Here is a 21,593-nt window from a genome sequence, read left to right as displayed (position 1 = left end):
GGGGTGAGCCGCTGAGGCGGGTCCTGCGAAGGCTGGGCCGCTAGGGCGTGGTCTGCGTGTCCTGCAGGGGGGTCGCCTCGACGGGCGGCGTCTCGGTCATCTCGTCGTCCGGCGGGCACTGCTCCGGCGGGCACGACGGCGGCGCGGACGTCTCGATCATGGTGGACGACGGTGTCGGCGTCGGCGACGGTGAGAGGGTGGGGCAGTCGGACGGCGGCTCGGCTTCCTCGGCGAGCGCCGAAGGACACGGGGTCGTGGTGGGCGTGGGGGTGGGCGACGGAGACGGCCTGCTGGTCGACTCGGCCTTACGGGTCGGCTTGGGCGAGGTGGGCGACGGCGTCGCCGGGAGCACCACCGCGGGCGGCGACTGACGGGGTGGCAGGCTGGTCGCGGGCGGATCGATGGACCGGGTGGTCGAGGAGTTGGACGGCACCTTGCTCGTCTCGTCGTCCACGATCCGCACGGGCGCCTGATCGATGATCTGGGAGCGCAGGCTGGGGACGGCGAACACGATCGCGCCCGCCACCAGCACCGCGCTGGCCGCGGCCGCTCCCGCGCGCCACCAGAACAGATTGCGTACGCCCCGCCGCTCGATGCGGGCACGGATGATCTCCAGTCCGTCCGGCGAGGGCACGACCGCGTCCGCCTCCGCGCGGAGCGCACGGCGCAGCAGGTCGCCGTACTCGTCGGGGGGCTGGGTCATGACATTTTCTCCAGGACCGATCGCAAGGCGGCCATGCCACGTGCGGTGTGGCTCTTGACCGCCCCCTTGCTGATGCCCATGGCGTGGGCGATCTCAGCTTCGGACAGATCACCGTAGTAGCGTAGAACCAGAGCCTCTCTCTGTCGGGTCGGAAGGGCACGTAATGCCTCGATCACGGCAGAACGTTCCAGTTCGCCGATGGCGCCGTTCTCGGCGCTCGGCGCGTCGGGCAGACCTTTGGGAGCATACTTCTCGACGACCGCGCGGTGGCGCAGCACCGACCTGGACCGGTTGACGACTGACTGGCGCAGGTAGGCAAGTGCTTTGTCGGGATCACGCAGCCTGCGCCAGGCGCCATGGATGGCGACGAACGCATCCTGCACGACTTCCTCAGCTGTTGCTATGTCGCGCACCAGCAACACAGCGAGACGCACCAATGACCGAAAATGCGCACTGTACAGCGCCGTAACGGCCATGTCGGCATCCCACCCGACCGGCACCGCCCCCATCGACCTGTCGGCCAGAAGGGTTTCGGTGGTCACATCAATGGGACGCGCGGCCTTCCCAGAGGGTTTACGCTCTTCCGGTTCTGGAGGTTTCCCCGGTTCCTTAGGGTGCATTACCCAGTCGTGTCCTCGCCAGGTGGCGCTCGCCCGACCCTGAATCGTCTTTTCTGCTGAAGTGTCGCACACTCACCCTAACCTTGTGGATCTTCCTGCGCACGACACAGCTGATTACCGATTCGCAACGGACTCACCGACGGCGGCGCCCTCGGTAGGCTGATCGAGTGAGCGATTGCCTCTTCTGCAAAATCGTCGCCAAGGAGATTCCCGCCGAGATCGTTTACGAAACCGGCCGGACCCTGGCGTTCCAGGACATCAACCCGCAGGCCCCGACCCACGTGCTGGTGATCCCCAAGCAACACCACGCCAACGCCGCCGCGCTCGCCGCGGCCGACGACGGGCTCGCCGACGAGGTGCTCAAAGCCGCGCACGAGGTCGCCGTGCAAGGCGGCGTCGCCGAGAGCGGCTACCGCGTCGTCTTCAACACCGGTCCAGGCGCCGGTCAGACCGTCTTCCACGTGCACGCCCACGTGCTCGGCGGGCGCGATCTCACCTGGCCGCCCGGCTGACGGCCTGGGCAGGCCGGGCGCGGTGATATTGACGCGAGCAATCGGCCCGGCCCCGGATACGATGGGCGGAGAAGAACTCCGAAAGAGACCGGGAGGCATCAGGCCGCTGGCCTGCCCATGTCCGAACTACACGAATCCCGACGCACAGCACCTCCCTCGCGGACTCAAGCGAAGGTGCTGATACCGGACGAATACCCGATGGTCAGCCTCCTGGGCTCCCGCGACGAGCTGCTACGCGTCATCGAGGGCGCCTTCCGGGCCGACATCCACGTACGCGGCAACGAGATCACCGTCACCGGCAGCCCCGACGAGAGCGGCACCGTCGTGCGCCTCTTCGAAGAGCTCGTGGAAGTCCTGCGCAGCGGCGGGGAGCTCACCCCCGACGCGGTCGAGCGCAGCATCGCCATGCTCCGCATGACCTCCGACCGGCCCGCCGAGGTGCTCTCGCTCGACATCCTGTCCTCGCGCGGCCGCACCATCCGCCCCAAGACCGTCAACCAGAAGCGTTACGTCGACGCCATCGACGACCACACCATCGTCTTCGGCATCGGCCCCGCCGGCACCGGCAAGACCTACCTCGCCATGGCCAAGGCGGTGCGCGCGCTGCAGGAGAAGCGGGTCAACCGCATCATCCTGACCCGGCCGGCGGTCGAGGCGGGCGAGCGCCTGGGCTTCCTGCCCGGCACGCTCTACGAGAAGATCGACCCCTACCTGCGCCCGCTCTACGACGCGCTGCACGACATGGTCGACCCCGACTCCATCCCCAAGCTGATGGCGGCGGGCACGATCGAGGTCGCGCCGCTGGCCTACATGCGCGGCCGGGCCCAGCCGGTGGACAGCCAGGTGCTGACCCCCGACGGCTGGCGGGCGATCGGCGAGCTGGAGGTCGGCGACCTCGTCGTCGGCTCCGACGGCGAGCCGACTCCCGTGCTGGGGGTCTACCCGCAGGGCGAGAAGACGATCTACCGGCTGTCCAGCGACGACGGCGCCTCCGTGCTCGCCAGCGAAGACCACCTGTGGACCGTCCGCGACGGCGAGGATGAGCCGTGGCGGGTGCTGGAGACCAAGCAGCTGCTCGGCGAGCGCCGGTGGGAGCTGCCGATGCTCACCGCGCCGGTCCGCTTCCCCGAGCGTGCGGTGCCGATGGATCCGTACGCGCTGGGCCTGTTCCTCGGCGACGGCCGGGACGTCGAGCCGCGCACGAGCGGCCACCACCCGGCAGGGCGCTCTGGCGGCACCATGACGCTCACCCATCCGCTCACCGAGCTCGGCCTGGCGGGCCGCACCGCTGCCACGACGTTCGTGCCAGAGGTCTATCTCCGCAACACGCCGGAGATCAGGCTCGCGCTGCTCCAGGGCCTGCTCGACGCGGCCGGGACGATAACCGAAGACGGCCCGCGCTTCACCACCGGCTCCGAGCGGCTCCGCGACGACGTGATCGCCCTCGTGCGGTCGCTCGGCGGCGTGGCCTACGCGAGCCGGGAGGAGGCGTACGTCCTCGACATCCGCCTGCCCGAAACCAGGCCCGCGCGGCACATCGCGCGCATCGAGCCGGGCGGCACCGCCGAGTGCGTGTGCATCCAGGTGGCGGCCGAGGACTCCCTCTACGTCACCGAGGGCCACCTCCTCACCCACAACACGCTCAACGACGCCTTCATCATCCTCGACGAGGCGCAGAACTCCTCGGCCGAGCAGATGAAGATGTTCCTGACCAGGCTCGGGTTCAACTCGAAGATCGTGGTCACCGGTGACGTCACGCAGGTCGACCTGCCCGCGGGCACGGTCAGCGGGCTGCGGGTGGTCCAGGAGATCCTCGAGGGCATCCCCGACATCCACTTCGCCCGGCTGACCAGCTCCGACGTGGTGCGGCACAAGCTCGTCAGCGAGATCGTCGACGCCTACGGGCGCTACGACGCCACGCAGGCGGCCCAGGAGCCGAAGGCGATCCAGCAGCGAGGGAAGCGGCGGCCGTGAGCATCGAGATCAACAACGAGTCGGGCGTCGGGGTCGACGAGGAGAGCATCGTCGCCCTGGCCGCCCACGTGCTCGGCGAGATGGGCATCAACCCGCTCGCCGAGCTGTCCATCGTGGTCGTCGACGAGGACGCCATGGCGGAGCTGCACGAGAAGTGGATGGGCGAGCCAGGCCCGACCGACGTGCTGGCCTTCCCGATGGACGAGCTGCGGCCCGGAGGCGGCGCGCGCGGCGAGTCCGAGGGGCCGGCCGACCCGGCGCTGCTGGGCGACGTCGTGCTGTGCCCGCAGGTGGCGGCCAGACAGGCGAAGGAGGCCGGGCACAGCACGGCCGACGAGCTCGAGCTGCTGTGCACCCACGGCATCCTGCACCTGCTCGGCTACGATCATGCCGAGCCGGAGGAGCACAAGGAGATGTTCGGACTGCAGTCCCGGCTCCTCGAGTCGTGGCAGGAGGTGCGCAACCCGCGGTGAACGCCTGGTTGCTTTCGGCCATCGCGCTCGTCGTCGTCGGTGGCCTGATCGCCAGTGCGGAAACGGCGCTGACACGCATCTCCCGGGTGCGTGCCGACGAATACGTCCGTGAGGCGCGGCGCGGTGCCGCGCGGTTGCAGACGATCGTGACCGACCCGCCGCGCTACCTGAACCTGCTCCTGCTGCTGCGGCTGAGCTGCGAGCTGGTCGCGACGGTGATCGCGACGCTGCTCTTCATCGACCTGCTCGACGACCAGGGCTGGGCCTACTTCTGGGCCGCGGCCGCGATGATCGTGATCAGCTACGTCGTGGTCGGCGTCATGCCGCGCACGCTGGGCCGCCAGCACGCCGAGCCGGTCGCGCTGGCCAGCGCGCCGATCGTGTACGGCCTGACCCGCATCTTCGGCCCGCTGCCCAAGCTGCTCATCCTGCTGGGCAACGCGCTGACGCCCGGCAAGGGGTTCCGCGACGGCCCGTTCACCTCGGAGGCCGAGCTGCGTGACCTGGTCGACCTGGCCGAGGAGCGCCGGGTGATCGAGCCGGACGAGCGCGAGATGATCCACTCGGTGTTCGAGCTGGGCGACACGCTCGTCCGCGAGGTCATGGTGCCCCGCACCGACATGGTCTACATCGAGCGGTCCAAGACCATCAGCCAGGCGCTGTCGCTGGCGCTGCGCAGCGGGTTCTCCCGCATCCCCGTGGTGGGCGAGAACGAGGACGACGTCATCGGCATCGCCTACCTCAAGGACATCGCCCGCAAGATCCACGAGTCGGGCGAGGGCGGGGGCAAGGAGACGATCGAGTCGATCCTGCGGCCGGCCGCGTACGTGCCGGAGAGCAAGCCCATCGACCAGCTCATGCGGGAGATGCAGGCCCGCCAGATCCACATCGCGATCGTCATCGACGAGTACGGCGGCACCGCCGGGCTGGTCACGATCGAGGACGTCCTGGAGGAGATCGTCGGGGAGATCACCGACGAGTACGACCAGGAGGCGCCCCGCGTCGAGCCCATGGACGACGGCGGCATGCGGGTCACCGCCCGCATGCCGGTCGACGAGCTGGGCGAGCTGTTCCACACCGAGATCGAGGTCGACGACGTCGAGACCGTCGGCGGCCTGCTGGCCCACGCCCTGGGCCGGGTGCCGATCGCGGGCTCGCACGCGGAGGTGGCCGGGCTGTCGCTGACGGCGGAGAGCCTGGCCGGGCGGCGGAACCGCATCAGCACGGTGGTCGTGCGGCGGGTGACGCCGCCGCCGGACGAGGTCGTTCCCGCCGCCGCCGAGCGCGAGCGGTCCAACGGACGGGAGTGAGCGCGCGAGAGGGCTGGGAGTGAGCGTGCGCGAAGGCGGAAGTGAGCGTGCAAGACGGCGGCGAATGCGGACGAAACGGCAAGCGTTCTACAAGTCAACTGCAAGCCGCCTCCGGCACTCTCAAATCACGACATCCAGTGCGGTGGGTGTCTACAGGGGAATCGTCCGAAGGCCGGGTGGGGTTCGCGGCCTGACGACGATCCCGGGGGGACGACGGCGTCACGATCCTGGTCGCGACGCTGGTCGGCGTAAAGGGTGTTCTCGTCCTGATCAGGGCGGGGGCACCCTTTTTGCGTATTGGTGGTCACTCCGGTGGATTGCCCCATTCCTCGTGCGGGGAAGCCACCGATCAAGGGGGGACCATGAAACGAAGACCAGGGATCGGCGCCTGCGCGCTGCTGACCTGCCTCCTGGCGGGTTGCGGCGGCGGCGGAGCCGAGAGCTTCCTCGACGCACAGGCCATGGCGCAACTGCGCGAGGTGGTCAGCAAGGAGCAGCCACGCCTGCCCGACGGCTTCACGATCAGGCCGGAGCAGGCCTGGCGGATGCCGTTCGGGCAGGCGGACAGGAACTGCCGGGCCGTGCTGGAACCGGCCGGCGGGCAGGCGCCCGGGCAGGCGCTGACCGCGCAGGCCGCGGTCAGCTACCTCGGCGACGGGCTGGGTGAGCAGGCCGGGGTCGGCCTCGCCAGGTACGCCAACCAGGAAGCGGAAGAGCATCTCGACGCCCTGTCGGAGGCGATGCGGAACTGCCGCGAAGTGCACACCTCGAGCGGCACCGACATGCGGCTGCACGAGCTGCCCATCGAGGAGGCGGTGCAGCAGGCGGCCGACGACGCCGTGGGCGCGCGGTTCAGCGGGCGGCTCAACGGCTACCCGTACGCGCTGGACGTCGTGCTCGCCCGCGTCGGCGACACGCTGGTGTCGGTGGTGCACACCGGGATGAACGACGTGGACACCGAGCGTACGCGTAAGGTCGTCGAGGCGGCGATCTCCATGGTCAACGCCTAACCTAGAGCGCGTGACACTCGATCCCGAAGACAGCAAGATCATCACGCTGGCCCGCGCCGCCAGGGCGCGCAACGGCTCCGCCGAGGGCGCGGCCGTGCGCGACGAGACGGGCCGCACCTACTCGGCGACGAACGTGGCCCTGTCCGCGCTCACGCTCTCGGCCGTGCAGGTGGCGGTGGCCATGGCCGTCTCCAGCGGCGCGCGCTCGCTCGAAGCGGTGGCGCTGGTGAGCGAGGGCGACCCGAGCCCCGCCGACGAGGCGGTGGCGGCCGAGCTGGGTGCGGGCAAGCTGCTGCTGGCCGGTCCCGACGGCACCCTGCGAGGCTGACATGCCCATGTCGCCATTTTTGGCGAGGTTGCGGGAGAAGGTCGGCACGGATCTGCTCATGCTGCCGTCGGTCACCGGGTTCGTGTTCGACGACGCCGGCCGCATGCTGCTGGCCCGCCACGGCGACGTGGGGCGGTGGGCGGCGCCCGGCGGCGGCGTCGATCCCGACGAGCGGCCCGAGGCGGCCGTGGTGCGGGAGCTGCGCGAGGAACTGGGCGTCGAGATCGAGGTGCTGGGGCTGGTCGGCGTCTACGGCGGGCCCGAGTTCCGTACGGTCTATCCCAACGGGCACCAGGTCGGCTACGTCATCGCCGGCTACGGCTGCCGGCTCGCGCCCGGATCCCCTGAGCCGCGGCCCGACGGCGTCGAGATCAACGACTGCCGCTGGGTGGCGGAAGAGGAGCTGGGCGGCCTCGACACCACCGCCTGGACACCCGGCGTGCTGCCCCTCGCCTATGCCTGGTGGCGTGAACACGCCGGTTGATGGGCCACAATGCACTATGTGACTTCGCCAGACAACCATCGCGCCGGATTCGCCTGCTTCGTGGGGAGGCCGAACGTCGGCAAGTCCACGCTGATGAACGCCCTGGTCGGCACCAAAGTGGCGATCACCTCGTCCAAGCCGCAGACGACCAGGCGCGTCATCAGGGGCATCGTGCACCGGCCCGACGCCCAGCTCATCATCGTCGACACCCCCGGCCTCCACCGCCCCCGCACGCTGCTCGGCGAGCGGCTCGACAGCCTCGTGCTGTCCACGCTGACCGAGGTCGACGTGATCGGGTTCTGCGTGCCGGCCAACGAGCCCATCGGCAAGGGCGACCGGTTCATCGCCGACAAGCTGTCAGCCGTGAAGAAGACGCCCGTCATCGCGGTGGTCACCAAGTGCGACCTGGCGAGCAAGGAGCAGATCGCCCAGCAGTTGCTCGCGGTGTCGCAGATCGCGGAGTTCGCGGCGATCGTGCCCGTCTCCGCCGAGTCGGGCGACCAGCTCGACGTCGTCGCCGACGTGCTGATCGAGCACCTGCCCGAGTCGCCGCCGCTCTACGAGGGCGGCCAGCTCACCGACGAGCCCGAGCAGGTGCTGGTCGGTGAGCTGATCAGGGAGGCGGCGCTGGAGGGCGTGCGCGACGAGCTGCCCCACTCCATCGCCGTGGTCGTCGACGAGATGCTGCCCAGGGAGGGCCGCGACGACCTGCTCGACATCTACGCCCACATGTTCGTGGAGCGGCCCTCACAGAAGGCCATCGTCATCGGGCACAAGGGCGAGCGGCTGCGCGAGGTCGGCACCAAGGCGCGCAAGCAGATCGAGGCGCTGCTCGGCACCCGCGTCTATCTCGACCTGCGCATCAGCGTGGCCAAAGACTGGCAGCGCGACCCCAAACAGCTGCGCCGGCTCGGCTTCTACGACTGATCCCGCGCCGGGCGGTCAGCGGCGCACCAGCGCGAGCACCGACAGCAGCACCACCGCGACCGCGCAGGCCAGCGCGGCGAACCAGCCCGATCTGATCACCGGCTCGATCGACAGCAGGTCGCCGAGGTGGATGGAGACGCGGTCGCGCAGGCCGCCGTCGCCCATCACGAACGTCACCAGCCCGAACACCGCGACGCTCCCCGGCACGATCGCCAGGGCGGCCAGGCGGGGGCGGGCGAGCAGGCCCGCAACGCCGCAGCCCACCGCGGTCAGGCCGGCGAGCAGGGTGGAGACGCCGAGCGGGTCGTCTATGCCGCGCACGTCGCTGGCCACGCCGGCGCCGAACAGGCTGCTGGTCGCCTGGAGGCCGGCCCACGGCAGGACCGCGCAGCACGCCAGCAGGGCTCCGGCCGCCAGCACCGCGAACGCGGGGCCGCGACCGAGGCGGGAACGGGTGGGCGCGGGCTTGAGGTCTTCGGCCACACGATCAGCGTAAGCCGGGGAAGGTCGCCTCACCACCGTACGCAACGGAGTCGTCACCGTGGCGCGGTAGGAGTGCGAGCCGATCACCCCGCTGCGGGCCGACATCCGGCTGCGGGCCGGTCGTCCGGCGTCCGTCCATGGGTGGCGCGGTTACGGGGGTGGCGGGTGGAGGGCTTGGCGTCCGTCCGAGGATGGGTGCGGTCACGGGGTGGCGGGTGGGAGTGCTTGGCGTTCGCCCCACTCCAGGCGGGTGCGGAGCTGGACGGCGTCGTCGGCCAATGCCGACACCAGGGTGCCTGGGGCGGCCAGGGGGAGGACGGCGACACCCTCGGCCACCGCCGTCGCCGGGGCCTGGGCGGTCATGAACGTCGTGCCGACGCAGCGGGCGCTGCCGTACACGGCGGGGGAGCCGTCCAGGGCCGGGTCGCCGACCGTGAACTCCTGCCTGAGCAGCGGCACGCCGTCGCGGGTGGCGTCGAAGCGGGCATGGCAGCGGCCGGACGGCTCTCCGTGGCGGCCGAAGACGATCTCCTCGCGCCACAGTACCGTCGCGTCCTGCTCCAGGGTGAGGCGTACGTGGAGGCGGTGGTCGCTGCGGGCGGCCAGGACGGTCGGCTCGGGGACGAACCTGAGCGTCGCCCCCGCACCGACATGCGCGGTGACCACCATGGTGGACGGTCCATCACCGGGCAGCACAAGAGTGGCGGCCACCGACCCCAACTCCAACGTCGTGCCAGGGGCGACCCGCAGGTCCAGTTGCAGCCGATCACCACCGAGCGGTCCGGCCGCGGTGGACACCAGATGCACGGTGTGCGGCCCCGTCTGCCGCAACGTGAGCGGCGGCGCGGAAGCCAACCGCCGCATCACAGTACGCCCCCCACCCCCGGCAACGGTCTCCACCACCGCCCCCGCCCGCATCGCCCGCCCTCCGGCCTCCCCGGCGTCCACCGCCGGGGTGTCCGGCGCCATGGTCTCGACCGCGGTCAGGGTCTGTGTGCCGAGCAGGTCGGGCAGGGTCGTGGGAGTGGGGAGGGGGTTCATGAGACGGGGGTGGTGTGGGAGTGGGACCAGGCGCGGACCTCGTCCCTGACCCAGCCGGCCACCGTGTCGGCCGTCGGGTCCTGGCGGATCGAGGTGAACAGCACCGGCCGCTCCCCGCGTACGGCCGCCGCGTCCCTCGCCATGACGCCGAGGTCGGCGCCCACCATCGGCGCGAGGTCCGTCTTGTTGATGACCAGGAGGTCGGCCGTCGTGACGCCGGGACCGCCCTTGCGCGGGACCTTGTCGCCGCCCGACACGTCGAGGACGAAGATCTGCCGGTCGGCCAGCCCGCGGCTGAAGGTGGCGGTGAGGTTGTCGCCGCCGCTCTCCACGATCACCAGGTCGAGCGGCCCGAACCGGTATTCGAGGGTCTCGACGGCGTCGAGGTTGGCGGCGATGTCGTCGCGGATCGCCGTGTGCGGGCAGCAGCCGGTCTCGACGGCCAGGATGCGCTCCTCGTCGAGGACGCCCGCGCGGCGCAGGAAGTCGGCGTCCTCGGTGGTGTAGATGTCGTTGGTCACCACGCCCAGCGACAGGGACGGGCCGAGCGTCCGGCACAGGGCCGCGACCAGGGCCGTCTTGCCGCTGCCCACCGGCCCGCCCACGCCGAGGCGCAGTGCGCGGCCGCGGCCGTCGGGCGTGTGGTGGTGGTCGTCGTGATTGGCTCCCATGCCGGGGTCCTTTCCTAGGAGACGAAGAGCCTGACCTCGGCCTGAGCGTGCTGCTCGGCGAGGAGGTCGAGGGCGGGTGCGGAGTGCGCGGGCAACGAGTCCCACCCGGAGGTGGATCCGGCGCGGGCGGCGATCGCGGACAGGTCGGGGGTGAGCCCGGCGAGCAGGGCGTGCACGGCGACGGGGTCGAGGCCGAGCAGGCGTACGGCGGCGGTGGCGGGCCCGGTGATCGCGTGGTAGGCGGCCGCCAGCGCGGCCTCCTCGGAGGTGGCGCCGGCGACGTGGGCCGCCGCGCCGAGGGCGGTGGGGTGGTGCGGATCGCGTACGGCCCGTCCCAGCTCCTCCAGCACGGACGACGGCCACACCCGGCGGGCGACCCGCAGCAGCAGCCTGCCCTGGGTGCGGGAGGCGTCGCGCTGGGCGGGGGACGAGGTCCTGGCGTCCACCTCGGCGTCCAGCCCCGCCCACCGCCGCGCGCCAGGGGCGGCGGCGTGGGTGCGGGCGGCGGCCGTCAGCGCGGCGGCGACCGCGCCGGCGGTGTGCAGGCGCCCGCGCAGGAACGCGGCCAGCGACGGCACGTCGTGCACCGAGCCCGCCGCGACGGCGCGCTCGACGCCGCCCGAGTGGGCGTGGCCGCCCGCGGGGAGCCTGGAGTCGGTGAGGAGCAGCAGGGACGGGTTCATCAGAAGAGGAAGTAGCGCTGGGCCATGGGCAGGGACGTGGCGGGGGCGGGCTCGATCAGCTCGCCGTCGATGCGGACCTCGAAGGTGTCGGGGGCGACGTCGATCCGGGGGAGCGCGTCGTTGAGCGGCATGGCGGCCTTGCCGCGCCGGCGTACGTCGGCCGTGGGCGCGAGCCTGCGGCGGACGTCGAGCCGGTCGGCCAGGCCGGACTCCAGCGCGAGCGGCGCGACGAAGTGCAGGGAGGTCGCGGCGGCGGTGACGGGGGAGGCGCCGAACATGGGGCGCGGCAGCACCGGCTGGGGCGTGGGGATGGAGGCGTTGGCGTCGCCCATCTGCGCCCAGGCGACGACGCCGCCCTTGAGCACGAGGTCGGGCTTGACCCCGAAGAAGGCCGGGTCCCACAGGACGAGGTCGGCGAGCTTGCCGCGCTCGACGGAGCCCAGCTCGCCGTCGAGCCCGTGGGCGACGGCGGGGCAGATGGTGTATTTGGCGATGTAGCGGCGGGCCCGCAGGTTGTCGGCGGGGCCGTCGCCGAGCTGCCCGCGGCGGGCCTTCATGACGTGGGCGGTCTGCCACGTACGGATGATCGTCTCGCCGACGCGTCCCATGGCCTGGGAGTCGGAGCCGATCATGGAGATGGCCCCGAGGTCGTGCAGCACGTCTTCCGCCGCCATCGTGCCGGGCCTGATGCGGGACTCGGCGAAGGCGAGGTCCTCGGGGATGGCCGGGTTGAGATGGTGGCAGACCATCAGCATGTCGAGGTGCTCGTCGAGGGTGTTGACGGTGTGGGGTCTCGTGGGGTTGGTGGAGGAGGGCAGCACATTGGCGTAGGAGGCGGCGCGGATGATGTCGGGCGCGTGCCCGCCGCCGGCCCCTTCGGTGTGGTACGCGTGAATCGTCCGATCGCCGATGGCCTTGAGCGTCGACTCGAGGAAGCCGGCCTCGTTCAGCGTGTCGGTGTGGATCGTGACCTGCACGCCGGAGGCGTCGGCCACGCTCAGGCAGGCGTCGATGGCGGCCGGGGTGGTGCCCCAGTCCTCGTGCAGCTTGAAGCCCGAGGCGCCGGCCCTGAGCTGCTCGGCCAGCCCCTCGGTGCTGACCGTGTTGCCCTTGCCGAGCAGGGCGAAGTTGAGCGGGTAGGCGTCGAGGGACTCGAGCATGCGGCCGAGGTACCAGGTGCCGGTGACGGTGGTGGCCTTGGTGCCCTCGACGGGTCCGGTGCCGCCCCCGACGATCGTCGTGACACCGGACCCGATGGCCTCGTCGAGGAGTTGCGGGCAGATGAGGTGGACGTGGGAGTCGACGGCCCCGGCGGTGAGGATCTTGCCGTTGCCGGCCAGCACTTCGGTGGACGGGCCGATGACGATGTCGACGCCGTCCATCGTGTCGGGGTTGCCGGCCTTGCCGACGGCGGCGATGCGGCCGTCGCGGACGCCCACGTCGGCCTTGATCACGCCCCAGTGGTCGAGGATGACCGCGCCGGTGATGACGAGGTCGGCGGCGCCGTCGGCGCGGGTGGTCCTGGCCTGGCCCATGGATTCGCGGATGACCTTGCCGCCGCCGAAGACGGCTTCGTCGCCGGCGCCCGCCGCGCCCATGGACAGGTCGTCGGTGACCTCGATGAACAGGTCGGTGTCGGCCAGCCGGACGCGGTCGCCGGTGGTGGGGCCGTAGAGGGCGGCGTATCGCTCGCGGGACAGCTCAGTCATCGAGCGGCCCCGCCCACTCGGGCCGCAGCCCGGGGACGACCCGGTGGCCGGCCAGCGGCACGAGCGTCACGTCGCGCTCGACGCCCGGCTCGAACCTGACGGCGGTGCCGGCGGGCACGTCGAGCCGCATGCCCCTGGCCGCCCGCCGGTCGAAGTCGAGGCCGGGGTTGGCGGCGGCGAAGTGGTAGTGGGAGCCCACCTGGACGGGCCGGTCGGCGGTGTTGACCACGCGGATCGTCACCCGCTCGCGCCCCGGGTTGAGCGGGATCGCGCCCTCTGGGTGGACGTACTCGCCGGGGATCACGGGATCGGCCTGTGGACGGTGACGAGCTTCGTGCCGTCGGGGAACGTGGCCTCGATCTGCACGCTCTCCAGCATCTCCGGCACGCCCTCCATGACGTCGGCGCGGCCGAGCACCGACCGGCCCGCCTCCATCAGGTCGGCCACGCTGCGCCCGTCTCTGGCGCCTTCCATGAGGAACGAGGCGATGATGGCGGTAGCCTCGGGATGGTTGAGCCGCAGGCCCCTGGCCCGCCGCTCACGCGCCACCCCGGCGGCGACATGGATGAGCAGCCGCTCCTGCTCGTGTGAGGTAAGCCGCATGGCCGGACCATAGGAACCGGCCGTTTCCGCCCTGTTGCCGGTCGATGTCGTGTTGGTTTCGTGCCTTCGCGAGCACCGACATGACGGGTTATGTGCGCTTGTGAAGACTCGGCAATCGCCAATTAACCTTCGAGATCTGAAGGCGAAATGTCGCGGAGTCACCTTTCTCGCAGTACCGGTCGGCAGGAAGGAACGGCTGTGCGCATCTCCCGCCCGATTGCCCGCGCGCTCGTCCCCGCGCTCCTCGTCACAACCTTAGCGGCGTGTGGATCGGACGCCGGACCCGCCGCCTCGTCCAACGAGATCAAGGTCGGCCTGCTGCACTCGCTGAGCGGCACGATGGCGATCAGCGAGGTCACCGTCCGCGACGCCGAACTGCTCGCCATCGACGAGATCAACAAGGCCGGCGGCGTGCTCGGCAAGAAGCTCGTCCCCGTCGTGGAGGACGGCGCCTCCGACTGGCCGACCTTCGCCGAGAAGGCGACCAAGCTGATCAGGCAGGACAAGGTGGCCACCGTGTTCGGCGGCTGGACCTCGGCGAGCAGGAAGGCGATGCTGCCGGTCTTCGAGCGGTACAAGGCGCTGCTGTGGTATCCGGTGCAGTACGAAGGGCTGGAGAGCTCGCCGTACATCTTCTACACCGGCGCCACCACCAACCAGCAGATCATCCCCGGCCTCGACTACCTGAAGGAGCAGGGCAAGAAGAAGCTGTTCCTGGTGGGCAGCGACTACGTCTTCCCGCGTACGGCCAACAAGATCATCAAGGCGTACGCCGCCGCGAACGGCATGGAGATCCTCGGCGAGGAGTACACCCCGCTCGGCCACACCGAATACTCCACGCTGACCAACAAGGTCGTCCAGGCCAAGCCCGACGCCGTGTTCAACACGCTCAACGGCGACAGCAACGTGGCCTTCTTCAAGCAGCTCAAGAGCGCAGGGGTCAGCGCCGAGACCATGCCGGTGCTGTCGGTGAGCGTCGCCGAGGAGGAGGTCACCGGCATCGGCGTGGACAACATCGCCGGCCACCCCGTCGCCTGGAACTACTACCAGACCACCGACACCGCGGCCAACGACGCGTTCGTCAAGGCGTACAAGGCGAAGTACGGCCAGAACAAGGTCACCTCCGACCCGATGGAGGCCGGCTACAACGCCGTCTACCTGTGGGCCGAGGCCGTCAAGAAGGCCGGCACGACCGAGGTGGAGGCGGTCAAGAAGGCCGCGCCCGGCATCGCGCTCGAACGCCCCGAGGGCCTGGTCACCATCGACGGCGAGAACCAGCACATGTACAAGACCGCCCGCATCGGCATCATCCAGCCCGACGGCCTGATCAAGCAGGTGTGGGACTCGGGCGAGCCGATCAAGCCCGACCCGTACCTCAAGGGCTACCCGTGGGCGGGCGGCCTGGCGGCGGGTCAGTGATGTCGGCCTTCGTCAACCAGCTCCCCATCGGGCTGTCCATCGGGGCGGTGCTGCTGCTGATCGCGCTCGGCCTGACGTTCACGTTCGGGCAGATGGGCGTGATCAACATGGCGCACGGCGAGTTCATCATGGCCGGGGCCTACACCGCGTTCCTGCTGCAGGACCTCGTGCTCGCGCTGCCCGTCGCGTTCCTGGTGGCCGGGGTGATGGGGCTGATCCTGGAGCGGGCCGCGATCCGCCACTTCTACGGCAGGCCGCTGGACACGCTGCTGCTCACCTGGGGCGTCAGCCTGGTGCTGCAGCAGCTCGCCCGGGACCTGTTCGGCGCGCCCAACGTGCAGGTGCCCGCCCCTTCGTGGCTGGCGGGCGGGGTGGGCATCCTGCCCTACAACCGGCTGTTCATCATGGCGCTGGCCGTGGCCGGCGTGGTGGGGGTCTGGGCGTACCTCACGCGCACCGGCCTGGGCCGCAGGACGCAGGCCGTGGTGCAGAACCGGCGGCTCGCCGCCACCAGCGGCATCGACACCGGCCGGGTGGACATGCTGACGTTCTTCATCGGCTCCGGCCTCGCCGGGGTGGCCGGGGTGGCGCTGACGCTCATCGGGCCCGTCGGGCCGGCGCTCGGCACGTACTACATCGTCGACGCCTTCCTCGTCGTCGTGGCGGGCGGGCTCGGGCAGCTGCGCGGCGCGGTGCTCGCCGCCGTCGGCCTGGGCCTGCTGAACTCCTACGCCGAGTTCTGGTCGGACGCCTCGCTGGCCAAGGTCATCGTGTTCGCCGTCATCATCGCCTTCCTGCAGATCAGGCCACAGGGGATGTTCGTGCTCAGGTCGAGGGTGCTGACGTGATCAAGCGAAACCTTCCTTTCGCGACCGTCGCGGTGATCGCGCTGATCGCCGCGCCGCTGCTGCTTGAGCCGTTCCGGCTCGGGCTGCTCGCCAAATACCTGTGCTACGCGATCGTCGCGCTCGGCATCGGGCTGGCCTGGGGGCAGGGCGGTATGCTGACCCTCGGGCAGGGCGTCTTCTTCGGGCTCGGCGGCTACTCCATGGCGATGTACCTCAAGCTGAACGAGGCCGGGCCGGGCGGGCTGCCCGACTTCATGGTGTGGAGCGGGGTGGAGGAGCTGCCCGCGCTGTGGGCGCCGTTCGCCAACCCGGTCTTCGCGGTGGCGATGGCGATCCTGGGGCCCGTGGCGCTCGCGGTGCTGCTCGGCACGCTGGTCTTCCGCCAGCGCGTACGCGGTGCGTACTTCGCGATCCTCACCCAGGCACTGGCCGCCGCCATGGTCATCCTGCTGGTCGGGCAGCAGGGCCTGACCGGCGGCACCAACGGCATGACGAACTTCTTCGAGCTGTTCGGCCAGGACCTCGCCGACGACTCCACCCAGCGCGGCCTCTACCTGGTCGTCGCGGGCGTGCTCGGCGTGCTCTACCTGGCCACCAGGCACCTGGTGAACAGCCGGTACGGCCGGCTGCTCGTCGCCGTACGCGACGGCGAGGACAGGGTGCGCTTCCTCGGCTACGACCCGGCCCTGGTCAAGACCGTCACCTTCGCCCTCTCGGCGGGCATGGCGGGGCTCGCGGGCGCCCTGTTCGTCCCGGTCGTCGGCATCATCTCGCCGGCCCTGCTCGGCGTCGTGCCGTCACTGGAGCTGGTCGTCGCGGTGGCCGTGGGCGGGCGGCACGCGCTGGCCGGAGCCGTGCTCGGCGCGGTCGTCATGGGGTATGCCAAGACCGCCTTCAGCGAGCAGTTCGCCGACGGCTGGCTCTACCTGCAGGGAGCGCTCTTCATCCTGGTCATGACGCTGGCCCCGAGAGGGATCGTGGGCCTGGCAGGGAGGCTGCGACGTGCTCGAACTACGTGACGTCCAGGTCGTGTTCGACGGGTTCCGCGCGCTCGACGGCGTGGACCTGACCGTGCCCGAGGGCGAGCTGCGCTTCCTCATCGGGCCCAACGGGGCGGGCAAGACCACGCTCATCGACGTGATCACGGGGCTGACCAGGCCGGTGGCCGGCACCGTGCGCTTCGGCGGCCAGGACCTCGTCGGCAGGAAGGAGCACCAGATCGTCCGGATGGGCGTCGGCCGCACGTTCCAGACGTCGGTGGTGTTCGAGGCGCTCACCGTGCTGGAGAACCTCGACCTCGCGGCCACCTTCCGCAAGCCGCTGTGGACGCTCGCGCGCAGGCGCGACGGCGTGTCGGAGGCCGTGGAGGAGGCGCTGGCCAGGACGGGTCTCGAAGAGCTCGCCGGACGTTCAGCCGGCGTTCTCTCGCACGGCCAGCGCCAGTGGCTCGAGATCGGCATGCTGCTGGCGCAGCGGCCCCGGCTGCTGCTCCTGGACGAGCCGGTCGCCGGCATGTCCAAGGACGAACGCGAACGCACCGGCGAGCTGCTCACCCAGATCGCCGACGACCACACGGTGATCGTGGTGGAGCACGACATGGAGTTCCTGCGGCGGCACGCCTCGACGGTGACCGTGCTGCACGAGGGCAGGGTGCTCGTGGAGGGATCGGTCGAGCAGGTCAGCGCAGACCCCCGCGTGCAGGAGGTCTACCTGGGGAGGAGGACAGGGGATGCTGTCGGTAACCGGCCTTGAGTCCGGCTACGGACGGGCCCGCGTGCTGTTCGGGGTCTCGGTGGAGGTCGGGCCAGGGCAGCTCGTGTGCGTCATGGGACGCAACGGCGTGGGGAAGACCACGCTGCTCAACACCGTCATGGGCGTGCTGCCCGCGACGGCGGGCACGGTCACGTTCGACGGCCGCGACGTCACCAGGCTCAAGCCGCACGAGCGGGTGCGCCTCGGCATGGGGTACGTCCCCCAGGGCCACCAGTGCTTCCCGCAGCTGTCGGTGCTGGGCAACCTGCTGGTCACCGTCGAGGCCGCCAAGCAGCCCAGGTCGGCCGTGGACGAGGCGCTCGACCTCTTCCCGGCGCTGCGCCCGCTGCTCAAGCGCAGCGCCGGGCACCTGTCGGGCGGCCAGCAGCAGCAGCTCGCGATGGCCCGCGCGCTGGTGACCAGGCCGCGCATGCTCATCCTGGACGAGCCGACCGAGGGCATCCAGCCGTCGATCATCCTGGAGATCGAGGCGGCCATCGAGCGGCTGCACGCGTCGGGGCTGGCCGTGCTGCTGGTCGAGCAGTACCTGGACATCGCGCTGCGGCTGGCCGACACGTTCGTGATCCTCGACGCGGGCCACGTCGTGCGCACCGGCACGGCCGAGGAGCTGCACAGGGAGGACGTCCAGCGACTCCTGGCCGTCTGACATCGCGCTGCTCAGCGGGGCGGGGCGCTCAGAGACGGCGGGGCACGGCGGTCAGCGGGGCGGGGTGTGGGCCAGGAAGGCGCGGGCGTTGGCGGCGCCGCGCTGGTCGCCGGTCTCGTCGAACACCTCCAGCGCCGCGCCCGCCAGCTCGGCGGCCCGCCCCGCCGCGCCCTCCGCCCGGTTCACCCCGGCCAGGGCCAGCAGGGCGTAGGCGTCGAGCAGCCGGTCGCCGAGGCGTACGGCGATGCCCCTGGCCTGCTCGGCGGCGGCTCTGGCGGCCGGCTTGGCGGCCTGCGCCAGGCGTACGGCGGACAGGTCGAGCAGCGCGTCGGCCTGCCGGTGCCGGTCGCCCAGCTTGGCCAGCCCCTCGACGGCGGCGAGCAGACGGCCGGCGGCCTCGTCGAGGCGGCCCGCGCGGCGCAGCACCTCGCCGAGCACCCGGTCGGCGTCGGCCTCGTCGCGCACGTTGCCGGCGGCCTCGCGGCACTGCCGCAGCGTCTCCTCGGCCGCGTCGAGCCGGCCCAGCTCCAGGTGGACGCGGCCGAGCCGGAGCCGCACCCGGTTCGCGTGGCGGGCCCCGCCGTGCCGCAGGCACGTCTCCAGCGCCGGCCGCAGCACCTCCTCGGCCTGGTCCCACCGCCGCTCCGCCAGGTGCAGGTCGCCCAGGTCGAGCAGGACGAGCCCGGCGCCCTGGTCGTCGCCCGCCCGGCGCGCCGACGCGAGGCCGAGCCCGGCCACCGTCCGCCAGTCGTCGAGGAACCTGTGCCGCTCCAGGAACGGCGCCAGCAGGTGGCCGAGCCGCCAGCACCCCTCGTCGAGCCCCGCCGCGTGCAGGTCGCCGACCAGGCCGACCAGGAACGCCCGCTCGGCCGCCAGCCACTCCACCGACTCCCTGATGTCCCGCGTGGCGACCGCCGTCCCGGGATCGCCCGACACCAGCGAGAACCGCGAGGCCCGCACCCGCGCGAGCGCCGCCGCCGCCACCTTCGCCGGCACGCCGGGCACCGGCTGCTCGCGGGCGAACAGCCGGGTCAGGTCGTGCATCCGGTAGCGGACCTGGCCCGCGACGTCGACCCCGTACGTCTCCAGCAGCCCCGCGTCCACCAGCGCCTCCGCCTGCCCGCCGAGCAGCTCGGTCACCCAGTCGGCGACGTCGGGCGCGGACAGGGCGCCGAGGCCGCGCAGCGTCAGCTTGGCGGGCTCGGGAAGGCCGTCGAAGCCGATCGCGAGCACGCTGCGCACGGTCTGGTCGCCCGCGTGCAGCCGGTCGAGCCGCCCCTGCTCGTCCTCCAGCAGCCGCACGAGGTAGCCGACCGTCCACTCGGGGCGGGCCGCCAGCCGGGAGGCCGCGATGCGCAGCGCGAGCGGCAGCCCGCCGCACAGCCGCGCCAGCCGCGGCCAGGACTCGTCGCCCGCGTCCCGGCCGGAACCCGCGATCAGCAGCTCCAGCGCCTCCTTCTCGTCGAGCACCCCGACCGACAGCCGCCGCGCCCCGGTCAGGCCGCCGAGCGGGGACCGGCTGGTCACGACCGTCGGGCAGGCCGACAGCAGGGGGCGCACCTGGGCCTCGTCCGCCGCGTTGTCGAGCAGCACCAGCATCGACCGGTTGGCGGCGTACGTGCGGAACAGCCGGGCCCGCTGCTCCAGCGAGGCCGGGATGGCCTGGGCCGGGCAGCCCAGCCAGCGCAGGAAGTCCTCGAGGACGGCGGCCGGTGCCGTGGTCTCGCGCAGGTCGGCGTACAGGATGCCGTCGGAGAAGTCGGCACGGCGCAGCCAGGCCGCGTGCACGGCCAGCGCCGACTTGCCCGCGCCGGCCTGCCCGTGCACCACCACCTGCTCGCCGATCACCCGCTCGAGCAGTCCCGCGCGCCCGGTGAAGCCGCTGACGTCGGGCGGCAGCAGCACCGGCGGGCCCGCCGACACGTGCAGGGAGACGTCGTCGTGCAGCATGCGGTGGTAGAGGAGCTGCAGCTCGGGGTCGGGCTCGATGGCGTGGCCGCCGTCGAGCTTGTCGCGCAGCACCGCGTACGCCGCCAGCGCCTCGACCCGCCGCCCGCTGCGATAGAGGGCCAGCATGTACTGGCCGCGGAAGCGCTGCCACGTCGGGTGGAGCCGGGTCAGCTGCTTCAGCTCGGCCAGCAGCTCGCGGTGCCGCCCGGCCTCGAGGTCGGCCTGCACCCGGCGCTCCAGCGCGAGCAGCCGCAGCTCCTCCAGCTCCTCGCGCAGCCGGCGCGTCCCGGCCCACCGCGCGCCCTCGGGGTCGACGTCCTCCAGCGCCTCGCCGCGCCACAGCGCCAGCGCCTCCTCGTTCGCGCCCCTGCCGACCAGCAGCCGGAACCTGTCGACGTCGAGCAGGCCGTCGCCCAGCGCCAGCACGTAGGAGCCGGACACGGTCGTGATCACGTCTTTGCCGACCAGCCGGCGCAGCTCGCCCACGTACCCGCGGACCAGGGAGTCGGACCTGTCGCCGCCCTCGCTCGCCCATAACAGCCTGCGCAGCCGCTCGACCGTCAGCGGACGGCCCGCGTGCAGCAGGAACAGGGCGAGCAGGTCGCGGTGCTTGGGCACGGTCGGGGTGCGGTCGCGGCCCTCGGCGTCGAGCACCGCGAGCGGCCCCATGATGCGGAACTCCATGCGGCCCTCCATCGTCGCCCGGTTCACGCGGACCAGGCGGTGGCCATGCGGACGATCTCCTCCAGGTGGCCGCTGTGCGCGCCGTGCCAGTAGACCCGGCCGCACGAGCCGCAGCGGCCGTAGGCGTCGTAGGAGCGCCGGGTGCCCGCCTCCAGCAGCGGCTCCACCTCGTCCTTGGTCACCGGCCGCAGCACGCCGTTGCAGGCGGTGCAGCGCGTCCAGGGGCGCAGCGGCGGCGCGAACCGCTCCAGCAGGTCGCGCAGCTGGTCGGACGGGGCCGAGCCGCGGACGTACGCGCCCAGCCAGAGCGCGCGGCGGCGCAGCAGGCCGCGGTCCTGGGTGAGCAGCACCCGCCGCTCCTCGTTGGCCTGCACCACGAGCGCCGGGTCGTCCATGTCGTTGTGGTAGGCGGTGTCGATGCCGAGCAGCCGCAGCCGCCGCGCCAGCGTGCCGAGATGCACGTCGAGCAGGAATTTCGGCTCACCTGGCAGCGGCTGGGGGCGCGGCACCGGGTGCACCTCCACCTCGTCGCCGGGCGCGAGCAGGTGGGACGGCGGGACGCCCCGGCCGCCCGCCAGCATCGGCCCCACCTCCGTGAGCGGCACGCCCAGCGACTCGACGTGGTGGCCGAGCGTGGTGGTGCCGTCGGGGGTGACCTCCTGCCACTCCTGGCGGCGGCTCGCGGGCAGGAACATCGTCAGCTCTGGGGAGATGCGCAGGCGTGCGATCGTCACGCGTCCAT

The 21,593-nt window shown here is 71.7% G+C and carries 24 protein-coding genes and 1 pseudogene; 14 read left to right on the top strand and 11 right to left on the bottom strand.

What is annotated here, in order from left to right:
* Window positions 1-40 precede the first annotated feature (40 nt).
* Together ABZW11_RS20470 and ABZW11_RS20465 are read right to left on the bottom strand one after the other, a co-directional pair.
* On the bottom strand, window positions 41-703 hold the full coding sequence (locus tag ABZW11_RS20470) for a hypothetical protein (RefSeq protein WP_355419242.1): 663 nt from the start codon (window positions 701-703) through the stop codon (window positions 41-43).
* Complete coding sequence (locus ABZW11_RS20465) at window positions 700-1,212, bottom strand: SigE family RNA polymerase sigma factor (RefSeq protein WP_080047132.1); 513 nt, start codon at window positions 1,210-1,212, stop codon at window positions 700-702. Before ABZW11_RS20465 ends, ABZW11_RS20470 begins: the two co-directional genes overlap by 4 nt.
* Before the next feature lie 278 nt (window positions 1,213-1,490).
* On the opposite strand from ABZW11_RS20465, the gene ABZW11_RS20460 reads away from it, so the two are divergent.
* The 9 genes and pseudogenes from ABZW11_RS20460 to era all read left to right on the top strand — a co-directional run bounded on the left by ABZW11_RS20460 (window position 1,491) and on the right by era (window position 8,341).
* Complete coding sequence (locus ABZW11_RS20460) at window positions 1,491-1,835, top strand: histidine triad nucleotide-binding protein (protein ID WP_355419240.1); 345 nt, start codon at window positions 1,491-1,493, stop codon at window positions 1,833-1,835.
* Window positions 1,836-1,952: 117 nt separating this feature from the next.
* A pseudogene (locus ABZW11_RS20455) lies at window positions 1,953-2,657 on the top strand (PhoH family protein); the annotation flags it as partial.
* Window positions 2,646-3,809 (top strand): PhoH family protein, encoded by a 1,164-nt coding sequence (locus tag ABZW11_RS20450; RefSeq protein WP_355419354.1) that lies wholly within the window; start codon window positions 2,646-2,648, stop codon window positions 3,807-3,809. The pseudogene ABZW11_RS20455 and the gene ABZW11_RS20450, both read left to right, overlap by 12 nt.
* Entirely contained in the window at window positions 3,806-4,282 is a 477-nt protein-coding gene (ybeY, locus tag ABZW11_RS20445; RefSeq protein WP_355419238.1) for an rRNA maturation RNase YbeY, read from the top strand. Before ABZW11_RS20450 ends, ybeY begins: the two co-directional genes overlap by 4 nt.
* Window positions 4,279-5,592: a hemolysin family protein gene (locus tag ABZW11_RS20440; RefSeq protein ID WP_355419236.1), complete on the top strand. Its 1,314-nt coding sequence runs from the start codon at window positions 4,279-4,281 to the stop codon at window positions 5,590-5,592. The genes ybeY and ABZW11_RS20440 overlap by 4 nt, the downstream gene beginning before the upstream one ends.
* A gap of 362 nt (window positions 5,593-5,954) precedes the next feature.
* Window positions 5,955-6,602 carry a hypothetical protein gene (locus ABZW11_RS20435; RefSeq protein ID WP_355419234.1) on the top strand — a complete coding sequence of 216 codons (648 nt, stop codon included), beginning with the start codon at window positions 5,955-5,957 and terminating at the stop codon, window positions 6,600-6,602.
* Between the two features lie 10 nt (window positions 6,603-6,612).
* On the top strand, window positions 6,613-6,930 hold the full coding sequence (locus ABZW11_RS20430; protein ID WP_355419232.1) for a cytidine deaminase: 318 nt from the start codon (window positions 6,613-6,615) through the stop codon (window positions 6,928-6,930).
* 7 nt (window positions 6,931-6,937) lie between these two features.
* Window positions 6,938-7,414, top strand: coding sequence for an NUDIX domain-containing protein (locus ABZW11_RS20425; RefSeq protein ID WP_355419230.1), 477 nt, complete (start codon window positions 6,938-6,940; stop codon window positions 7,412-7,414).
* A gap of 18 nt (window positions 7,415-7,432) precedes the next feature.
* A complete protein-coding gene (era, locus tag ABZW11_RS20420; protein ID WP_355419228.1) occupies window positions 7,433-8,341 on the top strand; it encodes a GTPase Era in 909 nt (302 codons plus the stop codon).
* A 15-nt stretch (window positions 8,342-8,356) separates the two neighbouring features.
* Here era and ABZW11_RS20415 read toward each other — a convergent pair whose 3' ends face one another.
* The 7 genes from ABZW11_RS20415 to ABZW11_RS20385 all read right to left on the bottom strand — a co-directional run bounded on the left by ABZW11_RS20415 (window position 8,357) and on the right by ABZW11_RS20385 (window position 13,531).
* Window positions 8,357-8,824, bottom strand: coding sequence for a hypothetical protein (locus ABZW11_RS20415; protein WP_355419226.1), 468 nt, complete (start codon window positions 8,822-8,824; stop codon window positions 8,357-8,359).
* A gap of 201 nt (window positions 8,825-9,025) precedes the next feature.
* Complete coding sequence (locus ABZW11_RS20410; RefSeq protein WP_355419224.1) at window positions 9,026-9,865, bottom strand: urease accessory protein UreD; 840 nt, start codon at window positions 9,863-9,865, stop codon at window positions 9,026-9,028.
* Window positions 9,862-10,536 carry an urease accessory protein UreG gene (ureG, locus tag ABZW11_RS20405; RefSeq protein WP_355419222.1) on the bottom strand — a complete coding sequence of 225 codons (675 nt, stop codon included), beginning with the start codon at window positions 10,534-10,536 and terminating at the stop codon, window positions 9,862-9,864. Before ureG ends, ABZW11_RS20410 begins: the two co-directional genes overlap by 4 nt.
* 14 nt (window positions 10,537-10,550) lie before the next feature.
* On the bottom strand, window positions 10,551-11,219 hold the full coding sequence (locus ABZW11_RS20400) for an urease accessory UreF family protein (protein ID WP_355419220.1): 669 nt from the start codon (window positions 11,217-11,219) through the stop codon (window positions 10,551-10,553).
* Complete coding sequence (locus ABZW11_RS20395; protein ID WP_355419218.1) at window positions 11,219-12,928, bottom strand: urease subunit alpha; 1,710 nt, start codon at window positions 12,926-12,928, stop codon at window positions 11,219-11,221. The genes ABZW11_RS20400 and ABZW11_RS20395 overlap by 1 nt, the downstream gene beginning before the upstream one ends.
* Window positions 12,921-13,232 (bottom strand): urease subunit beta, encoded by a 312-nt coding sequence (locus tag ABZW11_RS20390; RefSeq protein ID WP_355419216.1) that lies wholly within the window; start codon window positions 13,230-13,232, stop codon window positions 12,921-12,923. Before ABZW11_RS20390 ends, ABZW11_RS20395 begins: the two co-directional genes overlap by 8 nt.
* On the bottom strand, window positions 13,229-13,531 hold the full coding sequence (locus ABZW11_RS20385) for an urease subunit gamma (RefSeq protein WP_355419214.1): 303 nt from the start codon (window positions 13,529-13,531) through the stop codon (window positions 13,229-13,231). Before ABZW11_RS20385 ends, ABZW11_RS20390 begins: the two co-directional genes overlap by 4 nt.
* Before the next feature lie 198 nt (window positions 13,532-13,729).
* Between ABZW11_RS20385 and urtA the strand changes: the two genes are divergently transcribed.
* The 5 genes from urtA to urtE are packed head-to-tail and all read left to right on the top strand — an operon-like array spanning window position 13,730 to window position 18,217.
* The gene (gene urtA / locus ABZW11_RS20380) at window positions 13,730-14,950 is read left to right on the top strand and encodes an urea ABC transporter substrate-binding protein (protein ID WP_355419212.1); all 1,221 of its coding nucleotides are present in this window, start codon (window positions 13,730-13,732) and stop codon (window positions 14,948-14,950) included.
* Window positions 14,950-15,798 carry an urea ABC transporter permease subunit UrtB gene (gene urtB, locus ABZW11_RS20375; protein ID WP_355419210.1) on the top strand — a complete coding sequence of 283 codons (849 nt, stop codon included), beginning with the start codon at window positions 14,950-14,952 and terminating at the stop codon, window positions 15,796-15,798. Before urtA ends, urtB begins: the two co-directional genes overlap by 1 nt.
* Entirely contained in the window at window positions 15,795-16,817 is a 1,023-nt protein-coding gene (gene urtC, locus ABZW11_RS20370) for an urea ABC transporter permease subunit UrtC (protein WP_355419208.1), read from the top strand. Before urtB ends, urtC begins: the two co-directional genes overlap by 4 nt.
* Window positions 16,801-17,550, top strand: a complete 750-nt coding sequence (gene urtD, locus ABZW11_RS20365; protein WP_355419206.1) for an urea ABC transporter ATP-binding protein UrtD — start codon at window positions 16,801-16,803, stop codon at window positions 17,548-17,550. The genes urtC and urtD overlap by 17 nt, the downstream gene beginning before the upstream one ends.
* Window positions 17,528-18,217 (top strand): urea ABC transporter ATP-binding subunit UrtE, encoded by a 690-nt coding sequence (gene urtE, locus ABZW11_RS20360; protein WP_355419204.1) that lies wholly within the window; start codon window positions 17,528-17,530, stop codon window positions 18,215-18,217. Before urtD ends, urtE begins: the two co-directional genes overlap by 23 nt.
* A gap of 51 nt (window positions 18,218-18,268) precedes the next feature.
* Here urtE and ABZW11_RS20355 read toward each other — a convergent pair whose 3' ends face one another.
* Both ABZW11_RS20355 and ABZW11_RS20350 read right to left on the bottom strand, forming a co-directional pair.
* On the bottom strand, window positions 18,269-20,851 hold the full coding sequence (locus tag ABZW11_RS20355) for a BTAD domain-containing putative transcriptional regulator (RefSeq protein ID WP_355419202.1): 2,583 nt from the start codon (window positions 20,849-20,851) through the stop codon (window positions 18,269-18,271).
* Window positions 20,852-20,874: 23 nt separating this feature from the next.
* Window positions 20,875-21,585, bottom strand: a complete 711-nt coding sequence (locus tag ABZW11_RS20350; protein ID WP_355419200.1) for a Mut7-C RNAse domain-containing protein — start codon at window positions 21,583-21,585, stop codon at window positions 20,875-20,877.
* Window positions 21,586-21,593: the final 8 nt, after the last annotated feature.

The organism is Nonomuraea sp. NPDC004580 (assembly GCF_040609855.1).
GTDB lineage: Bacteria > Actinomycetota > Actinomycetes > Streptosporangiales > Streptosporangiaceae > Nonomuraea > Nonomuraea salmonea.
The sequence above is the reverse complement of the archived record's forward strand: the minus strand, read 5'-3'. Positions and strand labels throughout refer to the sequence as shown.

Coding starts and splice junctions, on each gene's coding strand:
- ABZW11_RS20470 (WP_355419242.1), bottom strand. CDS start 703: ATGACCCAGCCCCCCGACGAGTACGGCGACCTGCTGCGCCGTGCGCTC.
- ABZW11_RS20465 (WP_080047132.1), bottom strand. CDS start 1,212: ATGGGGGCGGTGCCGGTCGGGTGGGATGCCGACATGGCCGTTACGGCG.
- ABZW11_RS20450 (WP_355419354.1), top strand. CDS start 2,646: ATGCGCGGCCGGGCCCAGCCGGTGGACAGCCAGGTGCTGACCCCCGAC.
- ABZW11_RS20435 (WP_355419234.1), top strand. CDS start 5,955: ATGAAACGAAGACCAGGGATCGGCGCCTGCGCGCTGCTGACCTGCCTC.
- ABZW11_RS20425 (WP_355419230.1), top strand. CDS start 6,938: ATGTCGCCATTTTTGGCGAGGTTGCGGGAGAAGGTCGGCACGGATCTG.
- ABZW11_RS20410 (WP_355419224.1), bottom strand. CDS start 9,865: ATGAACCCCCTCCCCACTCCCACGACCCTGCCCGACCTGCTCGGCACA.
- ureG (WP_355419222.1), bottom strand. CDS start 10,536: ATGGGAGCCAATCACGACGACCACCACCACACGCCCGACGGCCGCGGC.
- ABZW11_RS20400 (WP_355419220.1), bottom strand. CDS start 11,219: ATGAACCCGTCCCTGCTGCTCCTCACCGACTCCAGGCTCCCCGCGGGC.
- ABZW11_RS20395 (WP_355419218.1), bottom strand. CDS start 12,928: ATGACTGAGCTGTCCCGCGAGCGATACGCCGCCCTCTACGGCCCCACC.
- ABZW11_RS20385 (WP_355419214.1), bottom strand. CDS start 13,531: ATGCGGCTTACCTCACACGAGCAGGAGCGGCTGCTCATCCATGTCGCC.
- urtB (WP_355419210.1), top strand. CDS start 14,950: ATGTCGGCCTTCGTCAACCAGCTCCCCATCGGGCTGTCCATCGGGGCG.
- urtE (WP_355419204.1), top strand. CDS start 17,528: ATGCTGTCGGTAACCGGCCTTGAGTCCGGCTACGGACGGGCCCGCGTG.
- ABZW11_RS20355 (WP_355419202.1), bottom strand. CDS start 20,851: ATGGAGTTCCGCATCATGGGGCCGCTCGCGGTGCTCGACGCCGAGGGC.